Source organism: Amycolatopsis sp. MJM2582 (assembly GCF_000754115.1).
GTDB lineage: Bacteria > Actinomycetota > Actinomycetes > Mycobacteriales > Pseudonocardiaceae > Amycolatopsis > Amycolatopsis japonica.
Genome location: NZ_JPLW01000007.1, coordinates 662,078 through 676,084, shown reverse-complemented (window position 1 = coordinate 676,084; position 14,007 = coordinate 662,078). Strand labels below are relative to the sequence as shown.

The 14,007-nt window shown below is 68.4% G+C and carries 11 protein-coding genes and 1 rRNA gene; 9 read left to right on the top strand and 3 right to left on the bottom strand.

Annotated elements, in window-relative coordinates:
* Positions 1-111, bottom strand: a 16S ribosomal RNA gene (locus ED92_RS43195); the annotation flags it as partial.
* A gap of 460 nt (positions 112-571) precedes the next feature.
* Here ED92_RS43195 and ED92_RS37555 point away from each other — a divergent pair.
* Positions 572-1,375 (top strand): alpha/beta fold hydrolase, encoded by an 804-nt coding sequence (locus ED92_RS37555; protein WP_037346907.1) that lies wholly within the window; start codon positions 572-574, stop codon positions 1,373-1,375.
* Positions 1,375-2,133 carry an SDR family oxidoreductase gene (locus tag ED92_RS37550; protein ID WP_037346905.1) on the top strand — a complete coding sequence of 253 codons (759 nt, stop codon included), beginning with the start codon at positions 1,375-1,377 and terminating at the stop codon, positions 2,131-2,133. Before ED92_RS37555 ends, ED92_RS37550 begins: the two co-directional genes overlap by 1 nt.
* Here ED92_RS37550 and ED92_RS37545 read toward each other — a convergent pair.
* Positions 2,072-3,670: a transposase gene (locus ED92_RS37545; protein ID WP_037346902.1), complete on the bottom strand. Its 1,599-nt coding sequence runs from the start codon at positions 3,668-3,670 to the stop codon at positions 2,072-2,074. The two genes, ED92_RS37550 and ED92_RS37545, sit on opposite strands and share 62 nt — an antisense overlap.
* Before the next feature lie 185 nt (positions 3,671-3,855).
* Between ED92_RS37545 and ED92_RS37540 the strand changes: the two genes are divergently transcribed.
* The 7 genes from ED92_RS37540 to ED92_RS37510 all read left to right on the top strand — a co-directional run bounded on the left by ED92_RS37540 (position 3,856) and on the right by ED92_RS37510 (position 12,918).
* Positions 3,856-6,411, top strand: a complete 2,556-nt coding sequence (locus ED92_RS37540; RefSeq protein WP_235213481.1) for a bifunctional FO biosynthesis protein CofGH — start codon at positions 3,856-3,858, stop codon at positions 6,409-6,411.
* A gap of 138 nt (positions 6,412-6,549) precedes the next feature.
* Positions 6,550-7,401, top strand: coding sequence for an ArpA protein (locus tag ED92_RS37535; RefSeq protein WP_037346896.1), 852 nt, complete (start codon positions 6,550-6,552; stop codon positions 7,399-7,401).
* A gap of 9 nt (positions 7,402-7,410) precedes the next feature.
* Positions 7,411-8,253: a class I SAM-dependent methyltransferase gene (locus tag ED92_RS37530; protein WP_200882791.1), complete on the top strand. Its 843-nt coding sequence runs from the start codon at positions 7,411-7,413 to the stop codon at positions 8,251-8,253.
* Positions 8,250-10,028: a choline/carnitine O-acyltransferase gene (locus tag ED92_RS37525; protein WP_037346893.1), complete on the top strand. Its 1,779-nt coding sequence runs from the start codon at positions 8,250-8,252 to the stop codon at positions 10,026-10,028. Before ED92_RS37530 ends, ED92_RS37525 begins: the two co-directional genes overlap by 4 nt.
* Before the next feature lie 82 nt (positions 10,029-10,110).
* Positions 10,111-10,656 (top strand): DUF4232 domain-containing protein, encoded by a 546-nt coding sequence (locus ED92_RS37520; protein WP_037346890.1) that lies wholly within the window; start codon positions 10,111-10,113, stop codon positions 10,654-10,656.
* Positions 10,657-10,762: 106 nt separating this feature from the next.
* Positions 10,763-11,452 carry a response regulator transcription factor gene (locus ED92_RS37515; RefSeq protein ID WP_037346888.1) on the top strand — a complete coding sequence of 230 codons (690 nt, stop codon included), beginning with the start codon at positions 10,763-10,765 and terminating at the stop codon, positions 11,450-11,452.
* Positions 11,449-12,918, top strand: coding sequence for a cell wall metabolism sensor histidine kinase WalK (locus ED92_RS37510; RefSeq protein ID WP_037346886.1), 1,470 nt, complete (start codon positions 11,449-11,451; stop codon positions 12,916-12,918). The genes ED92_RS37515 and ED92_RS37510 overlap by 4 nt, the downstream gene beginning before the upstream one ends.
* Here ED92_RS37510 and ED92_RS37505 read toward each other — a convergent pair.
* Positions 12,884-13,957: a hypothetical protein gene (locus tag ED92_RS37505; RefSeq protein ID WP_037346885.1), complete on the bottom strand. Its 1,074-nt coding sequence runs from the start codon at positions 13,955-13,957 to the stop codon at positions 12,884-12,886. The two genes, ED92_RS37510 and ED92_RS37505, sit on opposite strands and share 35 nt — an antisense overlap.
* Positions 13,958-14,007: the final 50 nt, after the last annotated feature.

Here is a 14,007-nt window from a genome sequence, read left to right as displayed (position 1 = left end):
TCAGTTCGAGGGCGAACCGGCGTGCAACCCCGAAAGGCTTCATCGTTCGACTTGCATGTGTTAAGCACGCCGCCAGCGTTCGTCCTGAGCCAGGATCAAACTCTCCAACAATGTCAAATTTGATCGAGGCAATTTAATGCTCTCAAAGGAACCTCTTACGAGGTTTCAATACATAAGCTCTACTGGCTTAGTTCACTAGCACACTGTTGAGTTCTCAAGCAACACACCCCGAATCGCACCACCATCACAGCGGCCTTATCCGAAGCAGTCATTCCTAGCAGTTTTTGGTGGGACACCCACTCAATCGCACTGAGCGAGAGCTTGGTTCGTGTCCCGGTCGGCCGCTCGGTTTCCCTGGCGACGAAGAGAACTTTACATGGCCGGAAACCCCCGAAAACAGGGGGGTACCTTAACGACATTCGCGCAGGTCAGAGGCCATAAACGGGCTCGGACCCGGCGATCACGCGGTGATCGCCCCAGGGGACCGCAGATGAACTCCCGGGCAAGAACATTGCTCCGAGTACATTGCACCGTATTGATCCTGACGATTGCTCCGATTAGCGTCGGGCTCATGAGTACTGCGGAACTCGACGGCATCTCCGTCGCTTACGACGACCTCGGCACCGGATTGCCCGTCGTCCTCGTCCACGGCCACCCCTTCAACCGTTCGATGTGGCGGCCCCAGGCCGGACGCTTCAGCCGGGAGGGCTACCGGGTCATCACCGCGGACCTTCGCGGGTACGGCGAGACGACCAAGCCGGCAAATGACCAGAAGACGGGTCTCGAGGTCTTCGCGGCCGACATCGTCCGGCTCGCCGACCACCTCGGTCTGGAGCGCTTCGTGCTGGGCGGCCTCTCCATGGGCGGGCAGATCGTCATGGAGTTCCACCGCACCTACCCCGAGCGCGTCGCCGGCCTTCTGCTCGCCGACACCTCTCCCCAGGCGGAGACCGACGAGGGCAAGCGCGTCCGCAACGAGATGGCGGACCGCGTCCTCGCGGAGGGACTGAACCCGTACGCGGAGGAAGTGCTGGCGAAGATGGTCTCCCCGGAGAACGTCCGCACCATGCCGGACGTGGCGGCGCACGTCCTCGGGATGATGCGCACGACGCCCAAGGAAGGAGCGGCGGCCGCGCTCAGGGGACGGGCCGAGCGTCCGGACTACCGGGAGAGCCTCACCCGTGTGGAAGTACCGGCCTTGGTCGTCGTCGGGACCGAGGACGAGTTCACGCCGGTCGCGGACGCCGAACTCATGCACGACCTCATCCCCGGCTCCACCCTGGCGGTGATCGAGGGCGCCGCGCACATGCCTAACCTGGAGCGCGAGGCCGAGTTCAACGACGTGTTCGCACGATTCTTGAAAGAGATTGACTGATGCCCCAGAAGACCGTTTTCGTGACCGGTGCCAGCGCCGGGTTCGGCGTCGAGATCGTCCGCCGGTTCGCCGCCGACGGCGCCAAGGTCGTCGCGGCAGCGCGCAGCAAGGACCGGCTCGACAAGCTGGCGGACGAGCTGGGCGAGAACGTCCTCCCCTTCGAGCTCGACGTCCGGGACGCCGACGCGGTGGCCGCGCTCCCCGGCTCGCTGCCCGCCGAGTTCGCCGAGGTCGATCTGCTGGTGAACAACGCCGGCCTCGCGAAGGGGCTCGAGCCCGCCCACCGTGCGAAACTCGACGACTGGGACCAGATGATCGACACGAACATCAAGGGGCTCGCGCACCTCACCCGCGCCCTGCTGCCCGGCATGGTCGAGCGCGGCCGCGGGCACGTGATCAACATCGGCTCGGTCGCGGGCAGCTACCCGTACCCCGGCGGCAACGCGTACGGCGCGACCAAGGCGTTCGTGCACCAGTTCAGCCTGAACCTGCGCGCGGACCTGCAGGGCACCGGCGTCCGGGTGACCAACGTCGAGCCGGGCCTGGTCGGCGGCACGGAATTCTCCGTGGTCCGGTTCGAGGGCGACCAGAGCAAGGCGGACAACGTCTACAAGGGCACGACACCGCTGACGGCCGCCGACGTGGCCGAGTCCGTTTTCTGGGCGGCTTCGCAGCCGGAGCACGTGAACATCAACGTCATCGAGCTGATGCCGGTGGTGCAGAGCTTCTCCGCACTTCATATCCATCGGGAGAGCTGAGACCGAAGAGGTCGAAGAGCGCCTGCTGTTCCGGGTTCCGCTCGGTCAGCAGGCGCCGCGTCCGCGGTCGGCCGCCGGTGGACGGATAGCGCAGCACCGTCTCCCCTATCCCCGCGAGGCTGTCCATCAGTTCGCGGACCGACAGGTTCATCCCCGCGCGGTCGGCCTCGCGCCGCATGAGGTGGGTGACCGTCGACGCGAGCACCGTGACCAGGGTGTGCACGGCGATCCGATGCGGCGTCCACTCCCAGCGCGGGGCCGGACCGGCGACGGCGGGGCCGGTCAGCCAGCGGAACGTCGAGTCGAGGTGGGTGCGGGCCCGGTACGCGGTGACGACCTCGGCCACCGGCCAGTCGTGGTCGGTGACCAGCACCTGCTTGCCGAAGAACTCGTCGTGCAACCGCGACACCGCGGCGTCGTCCACCTTCCAGGTCAGCCGGATCTCCCCCGGCTTCGTCCCGGTCAGTGCCGGTGAGAGCACCCGTTCGACGCGGCGGCCCCGGGTGATCCGGGCGATTTCGGCGTTCACCTGGCCGCGGTCGCCCCGGTACGTGCCCGAGGCCAGCGCGGCGTCGAGGCCGGCGAGTTCGCGGGTCGCGGTGCCCAGTTCCTCGCCGAACGCGCGGGCCTGCGCGTTGTGCAGGGTCTCCGAATGCGTGAGGATCACGCGCCGCCGCATCCCGGCGACCACGGCCCGGGTGTCGAGGGCGGTCAGCCCGGCGAACCGTTCCGGGTCGACCGGTTTGCGCGCGGACGGCGGTTTCGCCAGGAGTTCCGGATGCTCCGACAGCGGGAGCGCGCCGACGAAATGCCGTCCGAGGTCCAGTTGTGCCGCCTGGCCCGCGGTGAAGACGAGCGTGACGGGATACCGCGAGCGGAGTTCTTCGGCGAGCGCGGCAAACGGCGGCGCCCCTTCCCTCGGGTACACGTGCGACGCCAGCGGGATCGCGCCGTCCTTGGTCACCACCAACCCGAGACCGGCGAGTTCGCAGCGGCAGGGGTCGGCCGTGGTGAAGGTGGCGAACTGCGGGACGTCGACGGCGAGCGCGGCGTCGCCCGTCCCCAGCCAGGAGAGCACCGCGTCGGCGACCGCGGTCTCGATCCGCGCGATCCGGTCCGGTGTGAGGCGTTGCAGCGCCCGGCGGTGATTCGGCAGGTCGGCCTGGATGAATTCCCTGGCGACGGAGTCACGCCACCAGTCGGCTAACTGCGTTTCGGGAGCGGTCGCGCGGTGAAGGACGGCGAGCGCGAGATGCGTCCCCAACGTGGTCGACGCGCGCTGGGCTCCGACGGCTTCGTCGACCCGGCGCACGAAGTCGAGCCGTCGCAGCGTGGCCCATACCGCCGCGACGTCGCCGAAGGTCCGGTGACGCGCTTCGCCGGGCGCGGAGACGTCGCCGTCCATCGCACGCCCGATCTCCTCGGCCGTGCCGAGATAGCGCTGCGAAACCACCCTCGGCTCGCCGTCGACCCGCGCGGAGGTGACGAGGTAGTAGTAGGTCCGCCCGCCGACCTTCTTGCCGATCACCGAAGCCACACTTTAGGTAATACACTCGCAGCCCCTGATCGGCAACCAAGATCATGCGCTGACCAGCGGAAACAGTGACCACACCCACGTGGGTGACGCGGTGGCGGGATGCACACTGGCAGGTGGAGCGAGTCCGGCCATAGCGTGCGGGAATGGCATCCCCTGCTGACGCGAACGCCCCCACCACCTCGGCGATGCGCCGGGCGCTCGCCAGGGCGCGCGACGGGAAGACCCTCGACATCACCGAGGCCTCGATCCTGCTCCAGGCGCGCGGCGACGACCTCAAGACGCTGTCCGAGCACGCCTCCCGGGTCCGCGACGCCGGGCTCGTCGCGGCCGGCCGTCCCGGCGTGGTCACCTACAGCCGTTCGGTGTTCATCCCGCTGACCCGGCTGTGCCGGGACCGCTGCGGCTACTGCACCTTCGCGACCGTCCCCGGCCGCGTCGAATCGCCGTTCCTCTCCCCCGACGAGGTGCTCGACATCGCCCGCAAGGGTGCCGAGATGGGGGTCAAGGAAGCGCTCTTCACCCTCGGCGACCGTCCGGAGGACCGCTGGAAGGCGGCGAAGGACTGGCTCGACGCGCACGGTTACGACGACACGCTGTCCTACGTCCGGGCGATGGCGATCCGGGTGCTCGAAGAGACCGGCGTCCTCCCCCACCTCAACCCGGGCGTGCTGACCTGGCAGGACTTCCAGCGGCTCAAGCCGGTCTCGGCGTCGATGGGCATGATGCTGGAGACGACGGCGAAGCGGCTGTACACCGAGAAGGGCGGACCGCACTACGGCTCGCCGGACAAGGACCCGGACGTCCGCCTGCGGGTGCTGGAGGACGCCGGCCGCAGTTCGGTGCCGTTCACCACGGGCATCCTGATCGGCATCGGCGAGAACTTCGAGGAACGCGCCGACTCCCTGTTCGCCATCCGCAAGGTCGCGAAGACCTACGGCGGCATCCAGGAGGTCATCGTCCAGAACTTCCGCGCGAAACCGGACACGAAGATGCGCGCGACCCCGGACGCCGACCTCGAGGAACTCGCCGCGACCATCGCCGTCGCGCGGCTGGTGCTCGGACCGCGGATGCGCATCCAGGCGCCGCCGAACCTGATCGGCCAGCAGTACGAACTGATGCTGAACGCGGGTATCGACGACTGGGGCGGCGTCTCGCCACTGACCCCCGACCACGTGAACCCCGAACGCGCGTGGCCGCAGATCGACGAGCTCAAACGCCGCACCGAGGCGCTCGGGTTCACCGTGCGCGAGCGGCTGCCGATCTATCCGGAGTACGTCAAGGCCGGCGAGCCGTGGCTGGACCCGCGGATGAACGCGCATCTCGCGCCGCTGACCGACACCGAGACCGGGCTCGCGATCGAAGAGGCCATCCCGGTGGGCATCCCGTGGCAGGAGCCGGACGGCGGGTGGAAGGAGGCCGGGCGTACCGATCTGCACGTCGAGGTCGACACCGTCGGGCGCACGGAAGACCGCCGCAGCGACTTCGACTCGGTCTACGGCGACTGGGCCGAGATCAAGGGCAACATCAAGACCGGACCGCAGCGGTTCGACACCGACATCCGGGATGCCTTGCGCAGCGCGGAAAAGAACCCCGCCGGGCTGTCGGACGACGCGGCGCTGGCGCTGTTGCACGCCGACGGGCCGGAGCTCGACGCACTCGCGAAGATCGCCGACGACCTGCGTCGCGAGGTGAACGGCGACGACGTCACCTTCGTCGTCACGCGGAACATCAACTTCACCAACGTCTGTTACACGGGCTGCCGGTTCTGCGCGTTCGCCCAGCGGCGTACCGACGCCGACGCGTACACGCTCTCGCTGGAACAGGTCGGCGACCGCGTCGACGAGGCGTGGGCCGCCGGCGCGACCGAGATCTGCATGCAGGGCGGTATCCACCCGGATCTGCCGGGTACCGCGTACTTCGACCTCGCGGCGGAGGTGAAACGCCGTCAGCCGGACATCCACCTGCACTCGTACTCGCCGATGGAGGTCGTCAACGGCGCTTCGCGGACGAACCTCTCGATCGAAGACTGGCTGGCGCGGGCGAAGGAAGCGGGCGTCGACTCGCTGCCGGGCACGGCGGCGGAGATCCTCGACGACGACGTGCGGTGGGTGCTGACGAAGGGCAAGCTGCCGACGTCGGAATGGATCAACGTCGTCACCACCGCGCACAAACTCGGCATCACGACGACGTCGACGATGATGTACGGCCACGTCGACACGCCGGCGCACTGGGTCGGGCATCTGAAGCTGCTGGCGAAATTGCAGCGGGAAGGCCTGGAGCGCAACGGGCGGCGCGGGTTCAGCGAGTTCGTGCTGCTGCCGTTCATCCACCAGAGTTCGCCGATCTACCTCGCCGGGCTGGCGAGGGCGGGCACGACGCTGCGCGAGAACCGCGCTGTGCACGCGCTGGCCAGGCTGCTGCTGCACGGGATGATCGACAACATCCAGAGTTCCTGGGTGAAACTCGGCGAAGAGGGCAGCCGGGCGGTGCTTCAGGGCGGGGTCAACGACATCGGCGGGACGCTGATGGAGGAGACGATCAGCCGGATGGCGGGTGCGGCGAACGGGTCGTACAAGACGATCAGCGACATGCGCGCGATGGTCGAGCCGCTGGGCCGTCCGCTGCGCCAGCGGACCACCGAATACGGCACGCCGACCGCCGAGCGGATCGCCGCGGCCCAGGCGTCCGACGGCGTCGCGACCGCGGTGCGCCGTCCGCTCTTGCCGCTTGTCACCAGCTGACGAAAAGCCCCTGACGGCCCCCTGACCCGAGTCAGGGGGCCGTCACGTTGCGTGTGGCACCGCTCACAAGGCGCGGGGGTCGTGGGCGTTTTCTGTGCTAAACCCGAGAATCACTTCCGGGCAGCCGAGAGGACGTCGATGACCGCGAGCGCAGTCCAAGTGGCCGATACCGCCCGCTATCCGTTGTCCGAACCGGGAAGCCCGGCGTGGCGCGAAATCGTTTCCCGGACCCGCGCCGAACTGCGGGAAACGGGCTGCAGTGTGCTGGCCGACTTCATCCGTCCGGAGTTGCGTGACGTCCTTCGCCGCGAAGGGGCGAAGATCGCTCCGGAGGCGTACGCGAAGGTCGAACGCGTCAACGCCTACAACATCGCCATCGACACTCCGCTGCCGGAGGACCACCCCGGCCGCACGATCATGGAACGCGGCAACGCTTTCGTGGCGCGAGACCGGATCCCGGCGACCGCGGTGATCCAGCAGCTGTACTCGAGCCGCGAGTTCCAGCGGTTCGTGGCCGACTGCTTCGAACTCCCCGAACTGCACGAACTCGCCGATCCGCTGTCCGGTCTGGTGCTCAACGTGATCGAACCGGGCCGCGCGCATCCGTGGCATTTCGACACCAACGAGTACACGGTCAGCATGCTCACGCAGGAAGCGGCCGACGGCGGTGTCTTCGAATACTGCCCGAACATCCGCTCCGAAACGGCGGAGAACTTCGACGACGTCCGTGCCGTCCTGGCGGGCGAAGGCGATCACCTGATCAGGCGGCTCACTCTCCGTCCTGGCGATCTTCAGCTGTTTCGCGGACGCTTCGCGCTGCACCGGGTGAGTAGTGTTCAAGGGGCAGTCGCCCGCCATTCCGCGATCTTCGCGTACAGCGAGCGCCCTGGGGTCATCGGCAGTCCGGAGCGGACGAGACAGCTGTTCGGCCGGGTCCTGCCGGAACACGTCGCTTCCGCGGCTATCCGGGGCGATCAGCTGCTCGACTAAGTCAGGAGCATGGCCGTGCCTTTGGATTCGACCGGCAAGATCAATTTCGACGACATCTACACCGCTCCCGATCCACGCGCCTTCTTCGGCACCTTGCGTCCTCTGGACTACGACATCCCGCAGCAGGCGAAGGCCTACTTCGCGAAGCTGATCGACGAGTACCGGGCGGAAGCCGACGTCAAGGTGCCGACGGTGCTCGACCTGGGCTGTTCGTACGGCGTGAACGCGGCGCTGCACAGATGCGACACCACGATGGAACGGCTCTACGACCACTACGCGTCCGCCGGTTCGCTGAGCCGGGACGAACTGATCGCGCGCGATCGCCGGATGGTCGAGAACGACGACGTCCGCTTCATCGGCCTCGACGCCTCCGCGCCCGCGCTGGACTACGCGCTCGCAGCGGGCTTCATCGACGAAGCGATCCACGCCGATCTGGAGAACGAAGACCCGACGGACGAACAGCGCGCGTTGCTGTCCGAGGTCGACATCGTCATCTCGACCGGCTGCGTCGGCTACGTCACCGAGAAGACCCTCGTGCGGATCGCGCGGGAAAACCGGCCGTGGATGGCGCATTTCGTCCTCCGGATGTTCTCCTACGGCCCGGTCGCCGACAGCCTCGGCGAACTGGACTACGAGACGACCGGGGTCGAGGGTGTCTTCCGGCAGCGGAAATTCGCTTCGGATGAGGAACAGACGCAGATCCTGGACAATCTGTCCGTCGCGGGCGTCGACCCGCGTGGGCTGGAGGACGGCGGCCGGCTGTACGCGCGGCTGTTCGTCTCCCGCCCGAACGGCGCGGCGGGCGGGCTCGCCTCCGCGCTGAACGCCCTTCCCCTTCGAGATCAAGGATGATCGTGAGCAGTCCGGAACCGTCCACCCGCACGTTCGGCAACGAGGACATCCTGCCGCGGGTCCCCGTCCCCAGCCTGGAGGACACCTGCCGCCGGTTCCTCGAGTGGTGCTCGCCGCTGCTCACCCCCGGCGAACTCGCCGAGACCGAAGGCGCCGTCACCGAGTTCCTCGCCGAAGGAAGCCCTGCGCACGAGCTGCAGAGCGCGCTCGAGGCCTACGACAAGCGCGAAGACGTCCGAAGCTGGCTCGACACCTTCTGGCCGTATCGGTACCTCGGCCGTCGCGACCGGATCGCGCTCAACGCGAACTTCTTCTTCCTGTTCACCGACTCTCCGCTGGGACAGCTGGAACGCGCGGCCGAGCTGGCGGCTTCGGCGGTGGACTACAAGCTGAAGCTCGACGAGGAACTGGTCCCGCCGATCCTGCTGCGCGGGCAGCCGCAGTCGATGGTGCAGCACAAGTTCCTGTTCTCGGCGACGCGGATCCCCGGCGCTGTGCAGGACACCGCGCGCACGCCGTACCGCGAGGACTGGCCGGGGCCGTCGAGGGCGCGGCACATCGTGGTCTTCCACCGCGACACCCCGTTCCGGATGGACGTCATCGCGCCGGACGGCCGTCCGTATTCCCCCGAACAGCTGGTCGCGGGACTGCAGGCGATCGTGAAGTCGGGGAACTTCATCGAGGACCCGCAGACCGCCGCCGGGCATTTCACCACCAAGGCCAGGGCCGAGTGGGCGGCGACGCGGGAAGCGTTGCTGGCGGCGGGGAACGCGGCCGCGCTCGACGACATCGAGACGGCGTTGTTCTGCCTGTGCCTGGAGGATTTCACGCCGTCGGGCACACAGGAGGCGTGCGACGCCCTGCTGCACGGCGACAGCGGGAACCGCTGGTTCGACAAGGCCGTGTCGCTGATCGTGTTCGAGGACGGCACGGCGGGGATCAACGTCGAGCACTGCGAACTGGACGGGACCACGATCCTCGGGTTCACCGACGCGCTGCTCAGCGGGACACGGCTGGAGCGGCCGCCTGCCGACGGGGTGCCGTCGTCCGAGGTCATCGAGTTCGTCCTGGGTGACGCGCTGCGCGAAGACGCCCGTGCCGCCGCCGCGTCCTTCGCCGAGTACGCCGACGCGACCGCTACGAAGACGGTGTCCTTCACCGACTTCGGTGCGAAGCGGGCGAAGGAGCTCGGGATGTCGCCGGACGCCTTCGCGCAGATGGCGTACCAGCTCGCGCACAAGCGGGCAAAGGGGATCACGGGCGCGACGTACGAGTCGATCGCGACGCGGCAGTACCAGAACGGGCGCACCGAAGCGATGCGTGTGGTGACGCCCGAGGTGCTGTGGTTCGTCCAGGTGATGAACGACCCCCAAGCCGACCGCCAGACGCGTCAGGCGGCCTTCCGCGCGGCAGCCGCGAAGCATGTCACGCGGGCGAAGGAGTGCCAGGCGGGCGACGCGCCGGAGCAGCACCTGTGGGAGCTGCAGCTGATCCAGAAGCGGCGTGGCGCCGAGGACTCCCCGTCGCTGTACTCGTCACCCGGCTGGCTGAAGATGCGCAACGACTACCTGAGCACGAGCTCGGCGCCGTCGGTGAACATCCAGTACTTCGGTTTCGGGTCGACCAGCCCGCAGTGCATCGGCGTCGCGTACGTGCTGCTGCCGGAGTCGTTGAATCTGTACCTGTGCACGCCGAAGCACGTGGCGCACGAGATGGAGCTGTTCGCGACGGAACTGACCGGGGCGGTGCGGGAACTGCAGGAGCTGCTGGCCTAGTGAGGGTCTGAAACGGGCCGAAGGCGTCCTTCGCCGCGTCGGATGCGGTGAAGGACGCCTTCGGCCCGGGTAAGGTTCCGGTGTGCTGGGGAAACTGGGGTTACTGGGTGGATTGCTGCTGGTCGTGGCAGGGTGCGGCGAGCCTCCGCCGCCACCGCCGCCGGTCCCGCCCACCGTCCACACGCCGGATCCGGGCCCGGTGGTCCCGGCAGGCTGTCTCGACACCGGCGTGACGGTGAAGTCCGGGCCGGTCGAGGCCGCACTGGGCCATCGCGCCGTCGTACTCACCCTCACCAACTGCGGCACGACCCCGCGCACGCTTACCGGCTATCCCGAAATCCGCTTGCTGGACAAGGAAAAGCGACCGATGAACGTCGCCGTGGAGCACGGCACGTCGTATATGGCGATCGATCCCGGCGTCAGCCCGCAGACGGTCCAGCCCGGCGGGACGCTGCTCTCGGTCGTCTCGTGGTCGAACACGGTCACCGTGGGTTCGCCGGAGGCCGGTGCCTATGTGACGGTCGCGGCGGCGAAGGGCGAGCCGGAGCAGCGGATCACGGTCGACACCGACCTCGGGACCACGGGCAAGCTGACGCTGACGGCTTGGAACGCCAAGCTCGAGAACTAGGGTTTTGTGACGAGACCGCACGGCTTCGCGACGGTTCCGCCGCAGGCCACGGCGAGCACGACGAAGCGCCCTTACGATCGGTGAGCCTTTCGATCTTGGGGGAACCATGTCGCGCATCCTGCTCGTCGAGGACGACGTCGCACTCGCCGAAGCGCTCACGCTCGCGCTGAAGGCCCTCGGCCACGACGTCGTCGTCGCGCCGACCGGGGAGCGGGCGCTGGAGGCGCTGTTCACCGACCGGCGCGAACTCGATTTCGTCCTGCTCGACGTCATGTTGCCCGGGATGGACGGGTTCGAGGTGTGCCGCCGGATCCGCGCGCGCAGCCGGGTGCCGCTGGTCCTGCTGACCGCCCGCGGCGACCCGATCGACATCGTCGCCGGGCTGGAGTGCGGAGCCGACGACTACGTGGTCAAACCCGCCGAGCCGCGGGTGATCGACGCGCGGATCAAGGCGATCGGGCGGCGTGCCGTCACCGCTCCCGGGCCGTCGGCCGGCCAGTTGCGGGTCGGGCGGCTGGAGATCGACGCGGCCGCGATGAGCGTGATGCGCGACGGCGTCGAACTGGCGCTCACCGCGACCGAGATCCGGTTGCTGGTCGAGTTCGCCGAGCATCCCAACCAGGTACTGAGCAGGCGGACGTTGCTGAAACGGGTCTGGGACTACGGCTATGTCGGCGATTCGCGGATCGTGGACGCGGCGGTCGCGCGGCTGCGGGCGAAGATCGAGGACGATCCGGCGAATCCCGTGGTGCTGAAGACCGTGCGCGGACTCGGCTACCGGTTGGTGGGCGAATGAGGTTCGGATTGCGTGCCCGGGTGACCGCGGCGGTCGTGGTGGTGACCACGACGGCGACGGTGGTCATGGCCTTCAGCGCGGCCAAGATCCAGGAGGACGACGCGCTCGACCGGTTCACCGCCGCGGCGAAGATGTCGTTCGGGGCGATGTTCGGCCAGGCATGGCCTCATCTCGAACAGTCCATGGCGGGTTCCCCCCGGGCCTTGGAGATGTTTTCCCAGGGAATGGACAAGGCCGCGGCGGACTGGATGCTCGTCACGAGCCATCCCCAGCTGACCAACGACGACTTCAAAGCCCCCGAAGGACCTCTCTCGGTCGTCAAAGCCTCTTCGCAAAGCCACGACTGGACGACGGGTGCCGAGAACGCGGCCCCTCCCGACCGGCGAGCCGCGCTGGAAAGCGTGCGAAAACTGGTCATCCAGCGGACCCAGGGACCGGAGAAGCTGTTGTCGGCGACCACGACCGATCCGGCGACCGGGCGCAGGCTCCTGGTGCTGAGCGGGAACTTCGTCGCGTACTGGGTGGTGCAGTTCTTCGACCTCACCGCCTTCGAGCAGGATCTGGCCGCCCAGCGCTGGAAACTGGTGTGGATCGCGCTCGGTGTCACCGTCTTCGGCGTGGCGGCGGCCGTCTTCGCGGCGGGCCGGATCCGGCGGCCGGTGCTGCGAGTCGCCTCCGCCGCGCGTGACCTGGGCGACGGCGCCTTCGACGTCCGCGTCCCGGTGAAGGGCCGCGACGAACTCGCCGATCTCGCCGCGTCGTTCAACACGATGGCCGACCGGGTCGGCGCGGCGATCGGGGAACTGCGCGCCAAGGACCGCCAGCAGCAGCGGTTCGTCGCCGACGTCGCCCACGACCTGCGGACCCCGCTCGCGTCGATGGTCGCCACGGTCGACACCCTCGACGACGCCGGCCCCGAGGTCAGGACCCGCGCGGCCGAGTTGCTCGGGACGCAGACCCGGCGCCTGGCGCGGCTCGTCGAGGATCTGCTGGAGATCTCGCGGTTCGACGCGGGTTCCGCGGACCTGCGGCCCGAACTCGTCGACCTGCCCGCGCTCGTCGAGGACGCGATCGAGGTCAGCGTGCCGGAGACGCCCGTCCAGGTGACGAGCACCGGCGACACGACCGTCTCCGCCGATCCGCGCCGCGTCCACACCATCGTGGGCAACCTGCTGGTCAACGCCGAGCGGTACGGCCGGACGCCGATCACCGTGACGGTGGAAGGCCTTTCCGACGCGGTGCTGATCCGGGTCTCCGACACCGGACCCGGCGTGCCCGAGGAGTTGCGGCCGATCCTGTTCGACCGGTTCGTGCGCGGCGATCACGCGCGCCAGGCGACCGAGGGCAGCGGGCTGGGGTTGTCGATCGCCAGGGAGAACGCGCTGATCCACGGCGGCGACATCACCGTGGACAACGATCGCGGCGCCGTTTTCACCGTGCGTCTTCCACGGGAGTCACCAGCGTGAGCCCGCGTGGCGCGTAGCCGTCGAAATACGGCAACGGGATGTGGGTGAGGACCAGCAGGAGCGCGGTCAGCACCCCGATCTGGGGCAGTTTCAGCTCGCGGTGACCGAGCCAGAGCCACACGACCACGAAGAAGTTGGTCATCAGCAGGAACCCCCACCGGGCGTCGTCCCAGCCGCCGAACGCGAGCAGCACCGGCGCCGCGATCGCGGCGGCGGGCACCACGGCCGCGAGCGTGGGCCGGTGCAGGTACAGGAAACCGCCGAGCACCACGGCCGCGATCGGCAGCAGGTAGAGCAGGACACCGGTGATCGAGTACAGCCGCCAGCTTTCGGACTGGGTGCGCCCGAACAGATCCAGCGCGTCGGCGCGGTAGGCGAAGTCCGCTGTGGACAGTGAGCGCCGGAGACCGTCGATGGTGCCGGGAGCGGCGGGCGGCAGGGCGAGGATCCCCAGGCCGAGTGCCGCCGCCGGAGTGATCAACGCGCACGCGCGCCGGAACGGAAGCTTCCGCAGCAAGGCGAAACCGAAGATCGGCAGCACGGTGAGCAACGCGATCTCGTGCACGGTCACCGAAAGCGCCATCACCGCGCTCGCGAGCACAGGTCTGTTCCGGTGCACCGCCCACAGCGCGCCGGACAGCAGCAGATACAGCACCTGGTCGAGGTAGCCGACCTCGTGGAACAGGTAGCCGCCGGTCGGCAAAAGGAGCCAGCCGACGATCAACCACCGCCGGCTTTCGGTACGGCTGTGGAAGAAGACGAGCGTCACGACCGCCAGTAGCGCGCCGAGGACGGCGAAACTCGCGACCGCGAAGACCGTGTAGTCGTGCCCGAACGGCTTCAGGAGCGTGCCGACGAGGAAACGGCGGTGGAATCCGTCCGTCAGGGACACGGCCTGCAGGGTCGCCGCCCACTCCCCCGGCAATCGGAACCCGGTGTAGCCGGCGAGAAGCACGGCGATCGCGAACAGTGCGGTGACGCTTCGTCGCGAAGTCTTCCCGGCGACGGGGGCCGGGGCCCGCTCGAGCAAGGTGGTCATGACGCCAAGCTAGGAACGGATCGTCCCACTGCCGTGATGGTCCCGCGACA

Coding starts and splice junctions, on each gene's coding strand:
- ED92_RS37555 (WP_037346907.1), top strand. CDS start 572: ATGAGTACTGCGGAACTCGACGGCATCTCCGTCGCTTACGACGACCTC.
- ED92_RS37550 (WP_037346905.1), top strand. CDS start 1,375: ATGCCCCAGAAGACCGTTTTCGTGACCGGTGCCAGCGCCGGGTTCGGC.
- ED92_RS37540 (WP_235213481.1), top strand. CDS start 3,856: ATGCGCCGGGCGCTCGCCAGGGCGCGCGACGGGAAGACCCTCGACATC.
- ED92_RS37535 (WP_037346896.1), top strand. CDS start 6,550: ATGACCGCGAGCGCAGTCCAAGTGGCCGATACCGCCCGCTATCCGTTG.
- ED92_RS37530 (WP_200882791.1), top strand. CDS start 7,411: ATGGCCGTGCCTTTGGATTCGACCGGCAAGATCAATTTCGACGACATC.
- ED92_RS37525 (WP_037346893.1), top strand. CDS start 8,250: ATGATCGTGAGCAGTCCGGAACCGTCCACCCGCACGTTCGGCAACGAG.
- ED92_RS37515 (WP_037346888.1), top strand. CDS start 10,763: ATGTCGCGCATCCTGCTCGTCGAGGACGACGTCGCACTCGCCGAAGCG.
- ED92_RS37510 (WP_037346886.1), top strand. CDS start 11,449: ATGAGGTTCGGATTGCGTGCCCGGGTGACCGCGGCGGTCGTGGTGGTG.
- ED92_RS37505 (WP_037346885.1), bottom strand. CDS start 13,957: ATGACCACCTTGCTCGAGCGGGCCCCGGCCCCCGTCGCCGGGAAGACT.